Consider the following 20,217-nt stretch of genomic DNA (forward strand, 5'->3'; position numbering starts at 1 on the left):
GTATTATTTTTTATAAGACTTGAGGCGTAACGTATATTTGTCAGGAGGGAACGGTAATCGTTATAATGGGGGAAGACGTAAAGGAGAATAGGGGAATTTTCTATGTACAGTTATGAAGTAAAAATAGAAGGACCTTACGAATTTAATCGAGTGTTAGATCGGCTTTCGATGGACCCGTTACATGCGGTCGATAAGGAAGCGAGAATAATTCGTGTGCCGATGTATGATAGAGGCGAGCCGGTAGTTGTGACGGTTAGAGCGGTTGGGACTACTGAACATCCAGCTTTTGAAGTGAGTAGTGAAAAAGAAATGTCTTCAACCATAAAGGAACGTATCGCAAGGATTTTCCATTGGGATCGCTCGTTAACACGGTTCAGCAGCATTTTTTGCAAACGAATCTAGCTCCAATATTCAAAGAGCATGAAGGAACTCCGATTGTTTTAGAATTCAATATGTACGGTTGTATCATGAAATGTATCATTCACCAACAGTTAAATTTAAAATTTGCCCATACGTTAACAGAGCGATTTGTGCAACAGTTTGGCTTTCAACGAGACGGAGTATGGTTTTACCCGCTTCCAGAAACAATTGCCGAGTTAGATTATGAAGCGTTAACTTCTCTGCAATTTAGTAGAAGAAAAGCGGAATATGTAATCGATACATCAAGATTGATTGCGGAAGGAAAACTAAATGTAGAGAATATCGAACATCAAACAGATGAAGAAATTTTAAAAGAACTAATAAAAGTAAGAGGAATCGGGCCGTGGACTGTGCAAAATGTGTTATTGTTTGCACTTGGGCGACCAAATCTTTTTCCGATAGCTGATATCGGTATACAAAATGCATTAAAAAAATTATTCAATCTTCCAGCAAAGCCGTCCAAAGAAGAAATGGAAAAATGGTCAAAAGAATGGGAGCCATACTTAAGCTATGCATCTCTCTACTTATGGCGCAGCATTGAATAAAGATTTCGGAGGAACATATGAAACAGCAAAAGCAACAACAAAAACAAGTTCAATCAAACGTTCAATTGGAAGTAGGACAAACCTTTCCAATTACGATAAAACGCCTCGGCATTAACGGGGAAGGAGTAGGCTACTTCAAAAAGTCAGTCGTGTTCGTAAAAGGAGCACTTCCAGGTGAAGAAGTAGTAGCAGAGGCAACGAACATTCAACGTAATTTTGCCGAAGCGAAAGTGAAAAAAATACGAAAAAAATCACCGCACCGCATTGCACCACCTTGTCCCGTTTACGAATTATGCGGCGGCTGCCAGCTCCAGCATATGGACTATCGCGCACAATTAGACCATAAACGCGATATTCTAATTCAAGCGTTAGAGCGCCATACGAAACTAAACGTTAATAAACTGAAGATCGAAAAAACGATTGGCATGGAAGACCCTTGGTACTACCGTAACAAAAGTCAATTCCAAGTAGGTAAAGATAAAGAAAAAATCATTGCTGGCCTATATGGAGAGAGTTCGCATCGACTAATAAATATCTCGGAATGTTTAATTCAACATCGAGATACGACCGAAGTAACGAACACGGTCAAGCAAATCCTCCAAGATTTTAATGTGTCCGTATATAACGAACGGAAACGAAAAGGAATTGTCCGCACGATTATGACGAGAGTTGGCTTCCAATCTGGTGAAATTCAAGTGGTGCTCATTACTTCACAGGCGGACATACCACGTAAAACGCTCATCGTAGAAGAAATTAAAAAGCGATTACCGAAAGTAAAAAGCATTTTACAAAACATAAACGGTCAAAAAACGTCGCTCATTTTCGGCGAGGAAACGATTCATTTAAGTGGAGAAGAAGTCATCCAAGAAACACTAGGCGACATATCATTCGAACTTAGTGCACGTGCCTTCTTCCAGCTCAACCCTGTCCAAACAGTAAAGCTTTACGACGAAGTAAAAAAAGCAGCCGCCCTTACTGGTGAAGAAAAAATAGTCGATGCCTACTGCGGAGTCGGAACAATCGGACTCTGGCTAGCTCGTGACGCCAAAGAAGTCCGCGGCATGGACGTCATCCCAGAATCAATCGAAGACGCCAAAAAGAACGCAAAACGCCACGGCTACACAAACATGACCTACGTCGCAGGCAAAGCAGAAAAATGGATGCCAAAATGGGTAAAAGAAGGATGGAAACCAGATGTAGTGGTAGTAGATCCACCGCGTACGGGGTGTGATGACAAACTGCTTCAAACTATTTTACAGGTGAAGCCGAAGAAAGTAGTTTATGTTTCTTGTAATCCGTCTACGTTGGCGAAGGATATACAGTTCTTGTCTAAAGATTATAAAGTGGAGAACTTGCAGCCGGTGGATATGTTTCCGCATACGGCGCATGTGGAATCGGTTGCTGAGTTAATTTTAAAATAATTTTTTTTAATAGAAGAGTGTGGTGGGAATGGGAGACGCGGTACGACTCAAAATCGTGTTCCTTCTGGAGTGTAGGTTCGACCCCGACCACCGGTACCATCTTTAAACACACAAATTACTAAATACTATTATCGTAAAAGATAAGACAGGTGAATAACCTGTCTTTTTTGCATTATTTAAGAATTTAATTCCATTAGTAATAAGTCTTTAAACGGCTCTAGAATTACTTTTGAACATGATTAAGAGTATTGGTATGGAAGTCTATATTAACCGCTTATAATACGTAATATTCTCCTCTAAAGGGTACTTTTATCTTTACTACTGTAAAACCACTAATATAACTTTTATTTTATACAAGGGGAACCGTATCACAAATAGTGGTAAAACAGAGAGTAGAAATAGTCATAAATGATGTGTGGCTTGAAAAAATATAACCTTATTATAATGATAGTTAAGAAAAAGAAAGCATGGTACAAGATTACTATGCTTTCTTTTATTATACTTAAATAAAAGAATAATGAATATTTATAAAAATAAAAAGCAAATAGACAAAATTTTAATTTATAAAGGAAGTGAATTAGGTGGATAAAAAAATATATCTTGATTACAATGCCAGTACCCCAGTAGCACCTGAAGTGATAAATGCGATGAAACCTTTATTAGAGGATTACTATGGAAACCCATCTGCATTACATTGGTCTGATAAACCAGTTAAAGAATTACTGAATAAGGCAAGAGAACAAGTTGCAAATTTAATTTCTTGTTCACCTAAAGAAATTATTTTTACTAGTGGTGGTAGTGAATCTAACAATTTTGCTTTAAAAGGTTATTACTACAAAAACAAATGTAGAGGTAACCATATCATTACTTCTAAAATAGAACACCCTGCTATATTGAATCCTTGTAAATTCCTAGAGCAATTAGGAGCAGAAGTAACATATGTAGGTGTTGATCAATATGGAAAAGTTTCACTAGAAGAAATTGAAAAGGCTATTAGGGAAGACACAATTCTAATTACAATTATGCACTCCAACAATGAAGTGGGGACTTTACAACCCATTAAAGAGATTGGAGAAATTGCTGACAGGTATAAAATTGCTTTTCATACAGATGCTTCTCAATCTGTAGGTAAGGTTCCAATAGATATTGAAGAATTAAATGTTGATTTGCTGACGATTGCTGGACACAAAATTTATGCCCCAAAAGGCATCGGAGCACTATATATAAAAAATGGAATCGAACTTGAGCCACTAATACATGGGGCTGGGCATGAGTTTGGATTAAGGGCAGGGACTGAAAATACATTGCTTGCCATTGGACTAGGTAAAGCATGTGAGTTATCTAAAATACAACTAATTACAGATGATTTAAAAAGCCTGACTAGTTATTTTTGGAATAGATTAAAAGAGGAATTCGATGAACAAATTGTCTTAAATGGTGATCCTATAGAAAGGCTACCTAATACTTTGAATGTAAGTTTTATTAATAAAGTAGGCCAAGAAATATTGGAGAAAATTCCTGAACTCGCCGCTTCTACTGGATCTGCATGTCATTCTGGAAATATTGAGTTATCACCTGTTTTAAAAGAAATGAAAGTACCAGAATATATTGGAATGGGGGCAGTTAGATTTAGTTTAGGTAGGAAGACGACAAAAACTGAAATCGATTTAGTAATAACTCGATTAAAGAAAATACTTTAATAATAAAAAGCATGTCTAATGGATATTCTATGGGCATGCTTATTTTTATATTTACAACCTAAAAAAATTGTGTTATTATTCAACTAATCAGTTGAATAGTTGAATTAAATTCTGAGGGAGGTGAGAACACTTTGAATTCTAGAGAATTTAAAGACTTTATATATGGGGAATTTGCTCGTATAGGTAAAACTTTATCTAGTCCTAAAAGAATTGAATTGTTAGATTTGTTAACTCAGGGTCCTAAATCGGTTGAATTATTGGCACTTGAAACAAAGATGAGTATAGCGAACACTTCAAAGCACTTACAGACCTTACTTGATGCAAAGTTAGTTTCGTTCGCTAAAGAGAAAAATTATGTTATTTATCAATTAGCCTGTAACAAAGTATTGAACTTAGTCTTGGCTTTAAGAAGTACTGCAGAAGACCGAATTGCTGAGATTAACTATGTAAGGAACGACTTTATTTTAAAGAATAATGAGTTAGATACTATTCAGATTGGTGAATTAATAAAAAAGGTGGAAGAGGGTTCTATTACTCTAATTGATGTCAGACCAAGTGATGAATATTTGAACGACCACCTTCCAAGTGCAATCTCAATCCCAATTTCTGAAATAGAAGAACAACTTGATTTATTGCCAAAAGACAAAGAAGTTGTTGCATATTGTCGTGGACCATATTGTGTTTACGCCACGGAAGCAGTAGAGTTTTTACGTTCAAAAGGATACAATGCTTCATTGCTTGAATCAGGGATAAATGAATGGAAACAATTACAACATTAAAATAGGAGGTTTTAGTTATGTTATTTCGTCAATATTTACACATGAATCCAGTTGCGGCATCTTATTTATTTGGTTGTGGAAGCCTTTCTCAAGGAGTTGTTGTTGATCCATTAGAAGAAGAGGTGGATTTTTACATTAAAGAAGCAAAAGACTTAGGATTGAATATTGTTTATGTAATTGATACACACTTACATGCAGACCATGTATCAGGTGCTAGAAAATTAGCAGATAAAACAGGTGCGAAGTATGTCCTTCATAGTTCTGCAGACACCACATATGATTTTACACCTGTAGAAGATGGAGAGGAATTAATGGCTGGGAATACAAAGTTAACATTCTTGCATACACCCGGTCATACGCCTGAACACATTTCTATTGTTGTAACTGACACAAGACGTGGAGAAGAACCATGGTTTGTTCTTACAGGCCATACGTTGATGGTTGGAGATGCTGGACGTACAGAGTTAGCCTCATCTATAGAGGAAGGAGCAAATAACCTGTATAACAGTTTACAAAAAATCATGGAATTAGAAGACCATATTGAAGTATATCCGGGGGCATTTTCTGGGTCAGTATGTGGTCGTGGATTGAGTGGAAAGCCTTCTTCAACAATAGGTTTTGAAAGACGATTTAATCTTGCCTTACAAAAAGGTGAAAAAGCAGAGTTTGTAGATTTTATGACCAAAGAGGTTCCACCACAACCTGAGAACTTTACGAAAATGAGAAAAACAAATCAAGGAAAATAAGAGTGAAGGGAAGCCTGATATTATTTCAGGCTTTCTTAAATTGGAGGTGAAAGGGATGAATCAACCTAAAATTGGTATAAGGGAAAATCTTTTTCAATTTCTATTGTTAGTAGTAACAAATCTATTTGTCGGATCGATGGTTGGAATAGAACGAACAGTTCTGCCAATCTTAGGCGAAGAACAGTTTGGTTTAGCCTCTACAAGTGCTGCATTATCGTTTATTATTAGTTTTGGCTTTTCCAAAGCGATTGTAAATTATTTTGCAGGGCAAATAGCAGATAGATTTAGTCGAAAAAGAGTGCTATTAATAGGTTGGATAATTGGTTTATTTGTACCTATTTTAATAATTTTTGCTCATGCTTGGTGGGTTATCGTCTTTGCAAATATACTCTTAGGTATTAATCAAGGTTTAACATGGTCTATGACTGTCAATATGAAAATAGATCTCTCTAAGGCTAACCAAAGAGGAACTGCAGTAGGATTAAATGAATTTGCAGGTTATTCTGGTGTGGCATTGTTAGCAGCAGTTTCAGGCTATGTGGCTTCGTCTTCTTCATTAAGACCAGACCCATTTTATATCGGAATTGGAATTGTCATTGTTGGGATATTACTAACGTTGATTGTGAAAGACACAGGGCAGCATTTGAAAGTTCAAATTCAAAATAATTCAACAATCACTGAAGCCAATAAAGATATCTCATCGAAAGAGGTCTTTAACTTAACAACATGGAAAGACAAAAATCTTTCCACGATTAGTTTCTCTGGTTTATCTACAAACCTAAAAGACGGAATGGCGTGGGGGCTCTTCCCAATCTATTTTACTACTGTTGGTTTAAGTGTCAGCCAAATAGGAACAATTGTTGCGCTGTATCCCGCTGCTTGGGGATTCTTTCAATTATTTACTGGAGTACTAAGTGATAAGATCGGAAGAAAAAAACTAATTACCTATGGCATGTGGACACAAGCCATAGCACTTTGGTTTATTCTAATTGTTAACAGTTTCTTCTTATGGGTTATTGGAGCAATTTTATTAGGTTTAGGTACTGCGATGGTTTATCCAACTTTACAAGCAGCGATTGGTGATGTTGCTGCTCCTAATTGGCGTGCATCTTCCATGGGAGTATATAGATTTTGGAGGGATAGTGGATACGCTTTTGGTGCATTACTTGCTGGTATAATAGCAGATTTAATGGGTGTAACATGGGCAATTGGATTAGTGGCATTACTGCCTTTCATTGCAGGACTACTATCTAGTACACGTATGAATGAAACGCTAAAAGTTAGAACAGAACACAATTGAAAATTTTATCATATACTGCCTATTCTTTTGAGGATTGGCTTTTTAGTTTAGGTACTTACCAAAACGTGTGTGCTGAACCGTACCACAAATAGTGGTAAAGCAGAGAGTTGAAGTAGTGCTTGATAAAGAGTGGCTAGAAAGGTTGTAATGAATGTATTTTATACATTCTCAACTTTACTATCAATTTTATAAACACCTAAAAAGGCAGTGGGGTTATTATAAACTCTGCTGCCTTTAATTTATTCCTAAAATTAAATATTTCTTCATTTACATACTTTGAGTACGAAAAATACAATTTTTTTTGATATATAATGGAAATTGTAGGTGTAAAAAAATGTAGAAGGAGGTTACTAAATTGAAGAATTTTGCTGAGTTTTACAAGTGTGCATTACAGGTTAATCCTTATAGTTATGTTGCTTATAGAGGTGAAGAGCACGAAATTAGCGAAGAAGAGTATAATCAATCAGTCCTAAATAATTGCTTATCAGAAGAAATTAAAGTAGTTGGTTTGGCAGACCACGGAAGTGTTCAAACTGCTGAAAAGTTGAGGAATTTGTTAACTGAAAATGGAATAACGGTGTTTCCGGGGTTTGAAATTGCAACAGCCGAAAAAATACATATAGTGTGTCAATTTTCAGAGGAGACAACTCCTGATCAGTTAAACCGATATCTTGGTAGGCTAGGTTTAACTGATGTAGAAAATGGAGTAATGCCTAGCTATTTATCTTGCTTAGATATTGCTAAATTAATTGAAGAAGAATTAGGTGGTTTTTGGTACGCAGCACATATCACTAGTGACAATGGAATATTAAAAATGGGTCAGATGAATCATATCTGGACAGATGAAAGACTAAAAGTAGCGCAAATACCTTATAGTTTAAATGAAGTAGATCCAAGATATATAAATATAATAAAAAATAAAGAACCAATGTACAAGAAAGAAACTCCTTTTGCGTTTATAAATGCAAAGGATATTTGTAAGCCTGAGGATTTATTAGAGAAAAATGCATATTGCTTAGTTAAAATGTCAGATTTGAATTTTACTTGTTTTAAAGAGGCTTTTCAAGACCCGACTGCTAGAGTTAAACTTTCATATGACCAAAATGAACGCTTTCATAGCAGTATAAATAAAATTGAGGTATTTGGAGGATATCTTGACGGCATGTCTGTTGATTTATCAAGGAATTTAAATACAACTATTGGTGGCCGGGGTACTGGGAAATCTACACTGTTAGAGTTGGTGAGATATGCTTTAGACTTAGAACCCAAAAGTAATGATTCAAAAAAGTACTTTAGTGAGTTAATTAAATCAAATCTAGGTTTAGATAATGGCAGAGTTGAATTGCATGTTACGTCATATCACCGGTATGGACAAGAATATAAAGTCATTAAAAGATACGGAGATCCAACAGTAGTAAAGAATATAGATGACTCTGTATCAAATCTAACTGTAAAGGACATTCTGCCTCATATTGAGATTTATGGGCAAAATGAGATAATAGAACTAGTCGCAAATGAAGAAGCCAAACTAAATATTCTAAATAGGTTTCTTCCCAATCAGGCAGATAACTTAAATGAAAAGGAAGAAATAATTAAGAAATTAAAACAAAATGCGATTAAATTAGTAGATATAATAGAGAAAAAAGATGAAACATCTACCAGAGTCTCAAAGTTACCTATTCTTGAGGAAAAAGTGAAATTTTTTAAAGAAGCAGGGATAGCAGATAAGTTAAGTACAATAGAACATCTTTCCACAGAAGAGGAGTATTTAAAAAAGTCGCAAGAGGTCATTGTCCAACATAATGTTCCATTTAGTGAAGTAGATTTACCTTTTTCTAGGGAATTTTTAGATAAAACTCCAAATTATGCTAAATTTAAACTGGTTGATGAAGTATTCAAAAGCTTTAATTTAAAACTTAATGAGTTAAAGGATGAGTATGAAAAACTTGTTAAAGAGTCTGCCAGAAGTGTAGAAGATATTAACTCTGAATGGAAAGTGATAAAACAAGAATCAGATGGAGAAATACGAAATTCAATTAAATCATTAGAGGGGTTAAATGGAAAAACCGGACAAGAAATTGCCTTAGAATATAAAGAAACAGTAGCTGAAATTGCTAGAATAAACCCAATTAAAAGTGAATCAAAGAAATTAGAAGAAGATTTAGAAGAAATAATCTCCGAAAGAAGAACACTGATAGAGAAACTTAAAAAAACACAAGATCAATCCTATGATTCTCTAAGAAAGGCAGTAAAAAAAATAAATAAAGGCAAATTAAGAGGTAAAGTACAGATTGAAATACATGCTGCTAAAAATAGAGATGAATTAATAGAGGTTCTATCTGACATTGAAGGTTTAGGCCCAAAAAGTTTAACTTGGATAAGAGATAAAGATGAGTTTTCCTTATTTTCCTTTATAGGGCATTTGAATCAGGGGAGCGACAAACTAATTGAAGAGTATAACTTAACAAGAGCAAAGGCAGAAATTTTAGCCAACATTCCGCTTGCCAAAAAATTAGAACTTGAATTAGTTCAATTATTAGATGTAATAGATGTCAAACTAAATACTGCTAGTGTGGAAAATGAACAAGAAAATTATAAATCACTTAGTAAACTTTCGAAAGGACAACAATGTACTGCTATCCTAAATATATTAATGTTAGATAATAATGACCCTCTGATAATAGATCAGCCTGAAGACAATCTGGATAATTCCTATATTGCAAATAATTTTGTTGATGGCTTAAGGGATTATAAATTAAACAGACAATTTATTTTTGCAACACATAATGCCAATATACCTGTATTCGGTGACGCTGAACTAATAGTGGTTATGCAAGAAGTAGATAGGCATGGTTCAATTAAAGAAAATTGTATCGGTTCAGTTGATAACCCAAATGTAAAAACAGCGGTGGTAAATACATTAGAGGGTGGGAATATTGCGTTTAAAATGAGAAAGGCAAAATATAATTTGTAGATCTCAAATTAATATAGTGCTCAAAAGTAAAAGAACTTCATCTCAACTATAATTTGATATGTTTCTGAGATTTACAGATGATGTGGGATTTTGTGAATGGTACACAGATAAAATATTTGAAATAAATTATCGATTTGATGGGAACAGTTTTTCATAATATTAAACTTCCCTTGCAGCTGTGCAAGGGAAGTTTTTAGGTTTGGTTAATGCAGAATTATGCTCAATCTCTTTCAGATTTTAAATACCTTGGATTAAATATCCTATTACAACATTAATTATAGAGACTCTTAAAATATATAAAACTAGTACAAATATTATTATTTAGCAACTAGGCACACATAATGCCATATCCGCTACTAGAATGGTAAGTCGGGGTCATTTAGTAGGCTATTTCTCCACAGTTTAGTCTCTTCATAAGTTGTAATCATATTCAATAAATATTTATATACATGATTATCATCCAAGTTTTCACAAATTTTATAAGCCAATTGTTCGATATTTTTATTATAAATATCCTTAAATTTTTTATCTGAGTCCGAGACATTCGAAAGAAGATAATCAATTAGTGTTCTAGCAGAATCAAAGTATTTATAACTCTCATCTGTTTCTTTTATCCTAAAGCATTCTTCAAGGTAATTCCATTCTATCAGATAACTTTTGTCTAATAAGATCTCATAACTATTAGTGTATATGCATTTTTCTTTCCGTATATCAAAAGGTTCTAAGATATTATTATTCACAAACCAATAAATATGGCTCTCGATGGCTCCAACATCCATATATCCATAGAGATCGTGGTAATCATCAAATAAATCATTGAAATCAATATACTTTTCTTTATCATTGCTTTTGGGGAAAGGTATATCTAATTGAAAATAGTCTAGTAAGTCGGCCACTTTTATGTAATTACCAATAATGTCTGTTGTCATCTCCCTTTGCAACATAAGTACTTCAGTGGGAGTAGTGGTTTGAGATATACATTCGTTCTTGCTATTGTAATAATATTCTTCAAACTTCCTTATCTCCCTGCAGAATAAAATAAAGGCATCATATTCATTCCTTATCTCATCTGAGAGGTCGAAAAGATAATTTATGATATAACGAATACCATCAGCAATCCCAATTGTTCCATCATCTAGTAAAACTCTCAAAGAACGACTAGAGTTTTCCCATTCTATAGAACATTTAAAATTAAGATGACCATAAGTGAATACAAAACTATAAGTGTGATGGTTCTTCCTGAATAAATCCCGTTGTAGAAAACTTTTAATATCAGTGTTTTTTCTTTCTAATAGGTATTCATGGATATCTAGATTAGATAAAGGATGGTCTAAACCAAAGATCAAATGACAAATACTATAAAGTGAATTTTCAACCGTATCTTGGTTTATAAATTGAATTTCATTCTTTGTAAATGTAAACAAAGGATCTTCCTTATCATTCCAAAATATATTTTGTTTCCTACTTGCCCATGTACCGTCCGACCAAAATAAAACCTCTTCGGTAGTTTTTGATAGTAAGATATTTTTTAGTTCTTCAACCTGCTTAAGTGTATAAACCCAATTACTACTATAACTTTCTTTAAAACTTTGTTTTCCTTCTTTCATATGCATCAACCTCCTTAATTTGTGTTGTAGGCTGATTATAAATTGTATTATGATTTGTTTGTTATGATTGTTATGTTAATGTCCTACACTCTATTTATAAAATAAATAAAATAATGAATCAAATCTATAGAGAGTTTTTAAAAATTTTTATCTAATAATTTGGAGTCTCTTAGCTTAACTATATATGCCCATATACTATACCTTAACATTGATTTAGAGGGTATTTTGACAACAATTTTTAGGGTGTTTTACAGATATCTCAATTACTGTATGGAATATCATCATGATTAAGATTTCTTACGAAAGAAGGCTTGGAAGTGGATAAAAGAAAAGCAACTACACTTCTGTATGCTGGAAATGGTTACCTAGGTACTTTTTTACTCAGATAGCCTTTTTAAGTGGAAACTATAGTCGTGTTGTAGAGGCACTTAAATTGTATATGATACTTATTCTATTGCTTTATAACCAGTATGTTTATTAATAAGTAGGTTTGAGTCACATGCTAATGGAGAAGTGAGCTGTTAATTCTACTCAAATTTTAATACTGTATTATTCTGTTATTAGGATCGTAGTATAGAATCTTTACTGCATAGTAGACGGATACTGCGGCAGCAACGACTGCGGCCAATTATGGAAAATATGAACAATAATTGGTTATCTTCTGGTATGATTTTTTGTATAGAGATTTGTTATATTGGGAAGTTCTTCACTTAAACTATTGGGGCAGGATTGCACAATAAGATATTCATTAAAAGAAATATGATAAGGAAAAACCGTGCTTGGTGTCCCCTCTGCTTTGAAAGTTGGAAAGAAGAAGGCAAGGAAATATATGAACCACTCATATGGAATATAGAATTAATGAAGTATTGTCCTGATCACTTTGTTCCATTAGACGAGAAATGTTACTCATGTGGCAAGAAAAACAAATTCATTTCTTCAAGTCAGCAGGTAGGGCATTGTGGTAAATGTGGCAATTGGCTAGGGAAAGAGAATGTCGAAGAATACAAGGAATTAGATGAATGGGACTCATGGTGTATCTCGAACTTTAAACAAATTTTAGAGTTCCTTCAACAGAGTAACAACATTCCACTTAGAAATTTCCCTAATCAAATTGTAAAAATGCTCGTTAATCAATATACAGATGGAAATATAAGTGAGTTTGGTAAAATCCTTAATGTAAGTATGATCTCTGAATATGTGATGGATCGTAGTAATATAACTTTTGAAAAGTTACTAAATCTATCATTCTACTTTCAAAGTAAGCGTCAAATAGAACCCACATTTTCAGTGTAGGAAGTTCATGCGATAATCTTCCTAGAAAGTTATTTAGGAGGTTATGCCATGACCCAAACAGACAAAAGAATAGAGTGGAAAGCTAGATTTGATGCATGGAAAGAAAGTGGTTTAAATGTGGCCCAATGGTGTCGAGAATAAGGAATCAAAAGTCATCAAATGTATTATTGGATAAGACATTTTGAGGATGATACACCCTCTGATACAGGACTTGATACACAGTGGCTGACTGTCAACGTGAAAGACGATTTAATAAGTAGCAGTGGCCATGCCCCAGTGTTCATTCATTTTGGTTCAATTTCCGTTGAAGTCCGTCCGGGCGCCAGTATGGCTTTATTATCGGATGTTGTACATGTGCTACAAAACCAATGATAACCAATTCCCATTTTGAACGTGTCTACCTGGCACGCGGTAGTACAGATCTTCGTAAATCCATTGATGGTCTAGCAGTCATTGTAAAAGAATGCTTCAATCTCGATCCCTTTTCCCCCTGCTTGTTTGTATTCTGTAATCGCAAACGCGATAAGTTGAAAATCCTGCAGTGGGAGCACAATGGTTTCTGGCTCCATTACCGTAGATTGGAGCGTGGAACATTTCACTGGCCATCTGAAAAAGATTCACCACCTGTGCCCATCAATCCACGCCAACTGCGGTGGCTCTTAGATGGTTTACCACTTGAACAAAAACAAGCTCACTCGGAAGTGAAAGCACGCACTGTTATATAAATATAAAAATGACGCAAAATAAGGATTCCGACTAGTCAAGTCGGGTTCTTTTTCGTATACTTATTTTATGGAAAATACAGCGCATACATCAAAAGAATCAATTGAATATTATAAAGCGCAAAATGAAAAGCTGGAGCTGGAAAAAGAGGCATTAGAGACCAAGCTTAAATGGTATGAGGAACAATTTCGCCTTAGTCAACAACAGAGGTTTGGCTCTTCTAGTGAGAAAACCAACCCAGACCAGATCTCACTTTTCAATGAAGCTGAAGATACGGCTGATTCGACCGTTGAAGAACCGACTATCGAAACAGTGGCATATAAGCGTAAGAAGCAGCGTGGTCAGCGCGAACAAAAGCTTGAAAACCTGCCTACCGAGACGATTGAATATTGTCTATCCGATGAGGAACAGGTCTGTTCGTGTTGCGGCGGTGAGTTACATGACATGAGCACGGAAGTGCGCAAAGAATTAAAGGTTATTCCTGCTCAAGTGAAGGTCGTTGAGCACGTACGCCATGTTTATAGCTGCCGCCATTGTGAACGCCATGAACTTGAAACACCCATCGTTACAGCGAAGATGCCAGAACCTGTTTTTCCAGGCAGCTTGGCCTCTCCATCCGCGATGGCTTATACCATGACACAAAAATATGTGGAAGGCATGCCACTGTATCGTCAAGAGAAACACCTAGAACGCTTTGGTGTTTCCATTCCACGCCAAACCTTGGCAAACTGGGTTATTTACGGTGCTAACACCTGGCTTCAGCTCTTATACGATGAGATGTATGCACATCTGATGAAGCACGATATTTTACATGCGGATGAAACAACTTTACAAGTTCTTTCTGAACCAGATCGACCAGCCAAATCAACGTCGTACATTTGGCTGTATCGTACTGGAGGAGAAAGCACCCCTATCGTGCTTTATGACTACCAGCAAACGCGTGCAAGCAAGCATCCACAACGATTCCTAGCCGACTTTCACGGTTATTTGAATGTAGACGGATATGCAGGCTACAACAGTATTTCTGGTGTAACGCTGGTTGGGTGCTGGGCGCATGCACGTCGAAACTTCACGGAAGCTTTGCGAGCATTGCCTGAATCGGCAGATACGACTGCCGTAAAAGCAAAGGAAGGCTTAGCCTATTGTAATAAACTCTTTGAAATTGAACGTGATATAAAGGACAAAAGTCCGAAGGAACGTTATCATACACGTCTAGAACTCAGCCAGCCAGTGCTAGATGCTTTTTCGGCATGGCTTCGTGAACAAACTCCACGAGTGTTGCCCAAAAGTGCACTTGGCAAAGCGATCAAATATTGTCGTAACCAGTGGGAACGTTTAGTAGCGTTCTTAGAGGATGGGCGTTTGGAGATCGATAACAACCGTGCAGAGCGGTCTATCAAGCCTTTTATTATTGGCCGGAAAAACTGGCTTTTCAGTAATACCGCGATGGGCGCACATTCTAGTGCGATCATTTATAGCGTGGTAGAGACAGCTAAAGAAAACGGATTAAACCCTTTCAATTATCTCAGCTATCTATTTGAGGAGCTCCCTAATGTGGATACGACAGATAAAGACCAACTGGCACAATTCTTACCCTGGTCATCAACACTCCCAGAGGAATGCAGCGTTCCAAATAAATCTAAATAAAGCATATAATAAGTCCCCATCTATAAATAGGTGGGGATTATTTTACGCTTACCTTTCAAACGTCAATTGTAGATTTAATTCATTTTAAGCCGATTGATAAAAGTAACATTTGTCGGCAATTGATAATCTCGAAAATAGACAGCACAGCTATTATAATGTTTCACCTGAGGAAGTTAGAAAAGAACTTCAAACAATATTAGATTCAGAACAAATTCCTCCCTTAAGTATGGCTCAAGCAATAAAATTATCTAAGTATAGTACTTATATTCTCTATAGACATGCAAAGGATTTGTGTGAAGAAATAACTTCAAAGAGGAAGGCACACTTTCTTAGACAAAAAGAAATAAAACTAAATCAAATTAAGTATGATGTAATTCCGATTGTTGAGAAACTCCTAGAAGAAGGTATATATCCTTCTGAAACTATTGTAGAACAAAGAATTCCCTACACAGTTTTTAGGAAAGAACTAAAAATTTTAATCGATGAAATCATGGAGGAGCTTCTAAAAAAAGTTTTTAACTATAATAGATTAGTGGGTTTATGATTAATTTAAAAGACAAAAAATGACCCAATCCACGTGATTTGGTCATTTTCACTTTCCGTATCATGAGGATTTACAAGAAAACTAGTCATGCTTCTATTGTATATGGGATAAATAAAAAAGAGATAATAAATATCACCAAAACAAACTGTTTCATAAAATACATATTGTAAGTAGTTTTTTGACTAAAGAAGAGCGAGTGTTCAAGAAGCAAAGTCGCTTTTTCAGAAAAAAGGAGTTGTCCACATGGCAGAACAAGATGATGGTGTGTCGGAAGAGTTTAGGAACAAAGTAGAGGAGCTTTGTGATAGGCTTGGACCAAAAAATAAAGAAACCAACGCGTTGTGGCAGCTAGTTAGTGAAATATGCAAGGACGATGTAAAGGATTAACTAAGTTAGGTTTAAAGATCATAAAATATTATCTGTGCGCAGCAAATATATTGGTTATAGAATAACCCTCGAAAGACGATTACTTTAAAAGCAATCGTCTTTCGTATTCGACTAAATACTGTTCAACAGTAAGTATCAACAGACCAAAACATTAAGAAATCAACAAAATTTAGTGAACTCCTTAGTGATATAGACTTATTTTAAATACTAATAATGTAAAAATTTAGGTATAAGGAAATGGTACAAGGCATATTGATTAGAAGGACATGTCTAATAAAGGTGAGGGGGAATTCAGTGAACTATACAGAAAAGGTGTTTTTAGGTCTGTTTCTTGCGTTAACTGTAGTATTTTTGTTTTTATCTCAGTATTATGAAATATTCAAGATTTTAGTTACTCCAGTTGCTACATTATCTGTTTCAACCTTTATTTGGTTAGATATTAAAAATCGAAGTATAGAAGTTAGAAGGCTAGGTCTACTTTTCATTATTACTCTGATTTTAAGCGTTATCTTCGGTAATATTGGATTTGTTAACGAAATAATCATTTGGTTATGGGTAGCTTTAATACTAGCAGCGTTGTGGGTTTTTACTATTAAAGCTTATCAAAGTTTAAGAATATCATTAGCATGGATGGTCATTGTTCCATTATTTGCAATGATCTTTCTTTCAGAGACTGAAATTTTAAGAGGTTATGATTATATTATCTACATTGTAACTCTTTTGGTAACGTGGGCATTTTTATGTTATCAAGGTGAGTTGAAAATTGTTGAAAGAGCAATTCAATTTATAGGAATAATATTTGTGGTGATAGTGTTAGTATGGCATTTATTCTTAGAAATGTTTCAATTATCTTCTGAATTTCCTGAATATTCAAATATTCTCTTTGATAATGGAATAGATATTTTAATGATATTTGCACAAATTGACATGGCCATCTTCCCGGTAATTATTAATTGTTTATTGTGCTATTTAATCATCATTTTAAGAAAAAGAATGCAAGAAAAGGTAACGTGATAAAAGTTTTATGAGAAAGGTCCGTTGTCTCTTGAAAAGTTCCAGAGTCAACGGACTTTCTTGTAATACGACATTTAATAAACTGAAATAGAGTAACTATTATGACGATGACACCTATTCATATGGCTCATCATGGTCATGGACTTGGCGCAATTGGTCTTGTTATTGGAAATCATATTGGGTCGATGTATCCTCCTTCATTGGTTACAGATGTACTTGTGGATAAGGTTGGTCGAACTGCGATGGCTATTGCTGCTGAAGTCACGTTACTATTAGCAGGTTTGTTGGCAGCTTTTGCACCAAGTGATTCTATTCTTGTCTTAATCATAGCTCTTTCCTTACTAGGAGTAGGGTGGAACTTTGGATTGATAAGTGGGACAGCTTAGGTTGTTGATTCAACTGCTTCATCACAACGTGCTAAGATTCAAGGGACAGTGGATGTTATCATAGCATTAACAGGTGCTTCTGGTGGAGCTATGTCTGGAATGATTGTAGCTAATACGAGTTATACAATATTGTCAATAGCTGGAGGCGGATTGTCTTTATTACTGATTCCTGTGGTGATTTGGTCTAGAAGGACGGGAAAAAGAAGAGAAGAGTCTGATGTTTGAGAATAGATTCAGATTAACCTATATAAGCTAACGATTAGCGGTGATTTAAAAGTCACTATTAAAATTAGAGGCAGGAGATTGGGAATCAAACTATTTTCAACGTAAAGTACGCTATAACACCTAACGTAGAAATCGGCTTTTTAATTCATCAAATATGTGAAACAATTGTAATTCTAGTTGATTACATACCCTAATAATGTACCTGTTAGGGTATTATTTAGTAGAGGGAGTGTGCATCATATGAAGAATGAAGAAAAAAGTTGTTCAACTAACTAGTGAGGAATGAATAAACGGACAACAGATGGTAAAAAGGCTAAAATATCGCCTCCAATATGACCAGCTGTTTATCTTTGGTTCCTGGTAGGAGCTATATTTATTATCTATAGTATTATGGGTACTGTACTCTCAATTTTTTAGGGGATATTGTTAATTATGGATCGTACTTTATTTAGCTAAAGAGTCATGGGGAAGTGCATATGAAAATGCACTTTTTTTGTTTTATTTACTTCTTAAACGTTTCTTAATATTCACAAAGTATAACTGAAGATAAAGGAGGAGCATTATGGAGGAGTTTTTAATTATTGGTTCGATACGTTTGCCTATCAAATGGATCTTTATTGGGGGTGCACTAGTAGTAGCCTATCTAGCAATGAACATTCGTTTAAGTCGATTAAATTTAGACAAGAAACCATTATTAGATACGGTATTTAATGCGTTATTTTATGGCTTTATTGTTTGGAAACTAAGTTATGTATTATTCAATCCGGTTCATGCTTTTGCCTATCCACTGGGGATTCTTTATTTTGATGGTGGTCAAAAAGGAATGTTGTTAGGAATTCTAATTTGCTTCATTTATATTTACTTTCAATCTACTAAGCAGAGCATAGGAATAGTAACGTATGTGAATCTTACTTTCAGTGGTTGGCTTGCAGGGAGCGCAACTTATTTTATTTATTTATTCCATACAAATTATTTTTACTACTCTGGTCAAATTTTTTTAGCTGGATGGCTACTATTTGTCATGTCGAAGAATAAGGAAGTAGATCTTGGAAAAGAATTATCCAACAGCTTATTAATTTATAGTCTAGGTCAAATCTTTTTAGGTTATTTGACTCAAATAAAACCAGTTATTTTTGGGTTCACAAATCTCCAAATTGGTTTTATTTTGTTAGCTCTACTTATGCTAATAGTACAGAAATGGAAAAGGGGTGAGAAGAATCGATAATTTATCCATTTTAGTAGCCTTTACTGCAGGACTGCTTTCTTTCTTATCACCCTGTGTATTTCCGTTACTTCCTGCTTACATTGCTACGTTAACAGGTTCTACAGTCTCTGATAAGGTCAATGTAAATAAGAAACTAGTATTTACTAGATCAATAAGCTTTATTTTGGGATTTAGTATCATCTTCGTCCTTTTAGGAGTATCCGCAAGTTTCATAGGTCAAATGTTTATGGAAAATAGAAACATTGTTGAAAAAATAAGCGGACTCCTTATTATCATCTTTGGACTTCAAATGGTAGGCCTTTTACAACTCAAATTCCTTATGAGGGAAAAAAGAATACATATGCAATCTAAAAGGGCAGGTGCAGGACCTTCCTTTTTAATTGGAATGGCTTTTGCATTTGGATGGAGTCCATGTGTAGGTGTTGTTTTATCCTCTATTTTATTATTAGCAGCCTCGCACGAAACAGTAAGTAGTGGTGTGATTTTATTGTCAGTGTACTCATTAGGATTGGGGATACCATTTTTAATGGTATCAATACTTGTGACCTATTCATTGAAAGTTGTAAGGAATATTAATTCAATCTTACCTAAATTGAGTGTAGTTAATGGTTGGATTTTAATCGGTTTAGGTTTGCTTCTATTTACAGGTCAATTTCAAAGGATTAGTGCTTGGCTTGCAACTTTCACCTATTTTGGTTAAGGGAAGGAAAATAAAAGATGAAAAAACAAAAGAATTTGATTGTGATCCTCCTTTTAGTTGGGCTAATAGGATGGGGTTTAATGGATTTACGTGGAGAAAGTGGGAATGAACTGAACAGTGAAACGACTGTAGTAGATGTTGAAGTAGGATTAAACCAAGGAAATTTGGCACCGGACTTTGAATTAGAAACATTAGAAGGAGAGCCATTGAAGTTATCAGACTTTAGAGGGGAAAAAGTAATCCTAAACTTATGGGCAACTTGGTGCCCGCCATGTCGAGCTGAAATGCCCCATATGCAAGACTACTATGAGAAACATAAGAATGATGGAGTTACAATATTGGCAGTTAATTTAACAACTCAAGAGCGAAATAAAGATGCGGTAAGGCCTTTTGTGTATGAGGAATTTCAATTGACATTTCCAGTTGTATTAGATGTCGATGGTGATATCGGAGCGATGTATCAAGCTTATTCTATACCAACAACTTATGTCATTGATACTGAGGGGTTCGTTCAAAATAAAGTGATTGGGCCCATGTCTTATGAAATGATGGAGACAATGATAAACAATATTAATTAATAC

At 35.0% G+C, this 20,217-nt stretch carries 17 protein-coding genes and 2 pseudogenes; 18 read left to right on the plus strand and 1 reads right to left on the minus strand.

Translation table 11 applies throughout. The annotated features are described in order from the left end of the window. Positions 1–102: 102 nt before the first annotated feature. From BC6307_RS01415 to BC6307_RS01445, 7 genes and pseudogenes are all read left to right on the plus strand, one after another. Positions 103–965 (plus strand): annotated as a pseudogene (locus BC6307_RS01415) (DNA-3-methyladenine glycosylase family protein). A 17-nt stretch (positions 966–982) separates the two neighbouring features. Next, complete coding sequence (rlmD, locus tag BC6307_RS01420) at positions 983–2,386, plus strand: 23S rRNA (uracil(1939)-C(5))-methyltransferase RlmD (RefSeq protein ID WP_066413897.1); 1,404 nt, start codon at positions 983–985, stop codon at positions 2,384–2,386. A gap of 581 nt (positions 2,387–2,967) precedes the next feature. Then, positions 2,968–4,086, plus strand: a complete 1,119-nt coding sequence (locus BC6307_RS01425) for a cysteine desulfurase family protein (protein ID WP_066413895.1) — start codon at positions 2,968–2,970, stop codon at positions 4,084–4,086. Between the two features lie 131 nt (positions 4,087–4,217). Further along, positions 4,218–4,865, plus strand: a complete 648-nt coding sequence (locus tag BC6307_RS01430; RefSeq protein ID WP_066413893.1) for an ArsR/SmtB family transcription factor — start codon at positions 4,218–4,220, stop codon at positions 4,863–4,865. A gap of 17 nt (positions 4,866–4,882) precedes the next feature. Then, positions 4,883–5,611, plus strand: a complete 729-nt coding sequence (locus BC6307_RS01435) for an MBL fold metallo-hydrolase (RefSeq protein ID WP_066413890.1) — start codon at positions 4,883–4,885, stop codon at positions 5,609–5,611. A 55-nt stretch (positions 5,612–5,666) separates the two neighbouring features. Next, positions 5,667–6,911: an MFS transporter gene (locus BC6307_RS01440; RefSeq protein ID WP_066413887.1), complete on the plus strand. Its 1,245-nt coding sequence runs from the start codon at positions 5,667–5,669 to the stop codon at positions 6,909–6,911. A gap of 355 nt (positions 6,912–7,266) precedes the next feature. Beyond that, entirely contained in the window at positions 7,267–9,885 is a 2,619-nt protein-coding gene (locus BC6307_RS01445) for a TrlF family AAA-like ATPase (RefSeq protein ID WP_066413884.1), read from the plus strand. Between the two features lie 356 nt (positions 9,886–10,241). Here BC6307_RS01445 and BC6307_RS01450 read toward each other — a convergent pair whose 3' ends face one another. Beyond that, the gene (locus tag BC6307_RS01450) at positions 10,242–11,492 is read right to left on the minus strand and encodes a hypothetical protein (RefSeq protein ID WP_066413882.1); all 1,251 of its coding nucleotides are present in this window, start codon (positions 11,490–11,492) and stop codon (positions 10,242–10,244) included. Positions 11,493–12,221: 729 nt separating this feature from the next. Here BC6307_RS01450 and BC6307_RS01455 point away from each other — a divergent pair. The 11 genes and pseudogenes from BC6307_RS01455 (at position 12,222) to BC6307_RS01500 (ending at position 20,214) form a co-directional block, all read left to right on the plus strand. Next, positions 12,222–12,785 (plus strand): TniQ family protein, encoded by a 564-nt coding sequence (locus tag BC6307_RS01455; protein WP_066413875.1) that lies wholly within the window; start codon positions 12,222–12,224, stop codon positions 12,783–12,785. A gap of 48 nt (positions 12,786–12,833) precedes the next feature. Continuing rightward, positions 12,834–12,926 carry an IS66 family insertion sequence element accessory protein TnpA gene (gene tnpA / locus BC6307_RS25675; protein WP_425319484.1) on the plus strand — a complete coding sequence of 31 codons (93 nt, stop codon included), beginning with the start codon at positions 12,834–12,836 and terminating at the stop codon, positions 12,924–12,926. 227 nt (positions 12,927–13,153) lie between these two features. Continuing rightward, complete coding sequence (gene tnpB, locus BC6307_RS25680) at positions 13,154–13,510, plus strand: IS66 family insertion sequence element accessory protein TnpB (protein WP_084380294.1); 357 nt, start codon at positions 13,154–13,156, stop codon at positions 13,508–13,510. A 67-nt stretch (positions 13,511–13,577) separates the two neighbouring features. Continuing rightward, positions 13,578–15,155: an IS66 family transposase gene (gene tnpC, locus BC6307_RS01470; RefSeq protein WP_066413871.1), complete on the plus strand. Its 1,578-nt coding sequence runs from the start codon at positions 13,578–13,580 to the stop codon at positions 15,153–15,155. A 109-nt stretch (positions 15,156–15,264) separates the two neighbouring features. After that, complete coding sequence (locus BC6307_RS01475; protein WP_066413869.1) at positions 15,265–15,699, plus strand: hypothetical protein; 435 nt, start codon at positions 15,265–15,267, stop codon at positions 15,697–15,699. A gap of 243 nt (positions 15,700–15,942) precedes the next feature. Further along, positions 15,943–16,086: a hypothetical protein gene (locus tag BC6307_RS24645; protein WP_157076616.1), complete on the plus strand. Its 144-nt coding sequence runs from the start codon at positions 15,943–15,945 to the stop codon at positions 16,084–16,086. Between the two features lie 279 nt (positions 16,087–16,365). Further along, positions 16,366–17,100 carry a hypothetical protein gene (locus BC6307_RS01480; RefSeq protein WP_157729268.1) on the plus strand — a complete coding sequence of 245 codons (735 nt, stop codon included), beginning with the start codon at positions 16,366–16,368 and terminating at the stop codon, positions 17,098–17,100. 92 nt (positions 17,101–17,192) lie between these two features. Beyond that, positions 17,193–17,711 (plus strand): annotated as a pseudogene (locus BC6307_RS01485) (MFS transporter); the annotation flags it as partial. Between the two features lie 562 nt (positions 17,712–18,273). Continuing rightward, positions 18,274–18,936, plus strand: coding sequence for a hypothetical protein (locus BC6307_RS01490; RefSeq protein ID WP_066413860.1), 663 nt, complete (start codon positions 18,274–18,276; stop codon positions 18,934–18,936). Next, positions 18,920–19,636 carry a cytochrome c biogenesis CcdA family protein gene (locus BC6307_RS01495; RefSeq protein ID WP_084380292.1) on the plus strand — a complete coding sequence of 239 codons (717 nt, stop codon included), beginning with the start codon at positions 18,920–18,922 and terminating at the stop codon, positions 19,634–19,636. The genes BC6307_RS01490 and BC6307_RS01495 overlap by 17 nt, the downstream gene beginning before the upstream one ends. Before the next feature lie 17 nt (positions 19,637–19,653). Beyond that, the gene (locus tag BC6307_RS01500; protein ID WP_066413857.1) at positions 19,654–20,214 is read left to right on the plus strand and encodes a peroxiredoxin family protein; all 561 of its coding nucleotides are present in this window, start codon (positions 19,654–19,656) and stop codon (positions 20,212–20,214) included. Positions 20,215–20,217: the final 3 nt, after the last annotated feature.

This window comes from Sutcliffiella cohnii (assembly GCF_002250055.1).
Taxonomy (GTDB): domain Bacteria; phylum Bacillota; class Bacilli; order Bacillales; family Bacillaceae_I; genus Sutcliffiella; species Sutcliffiella cohnii.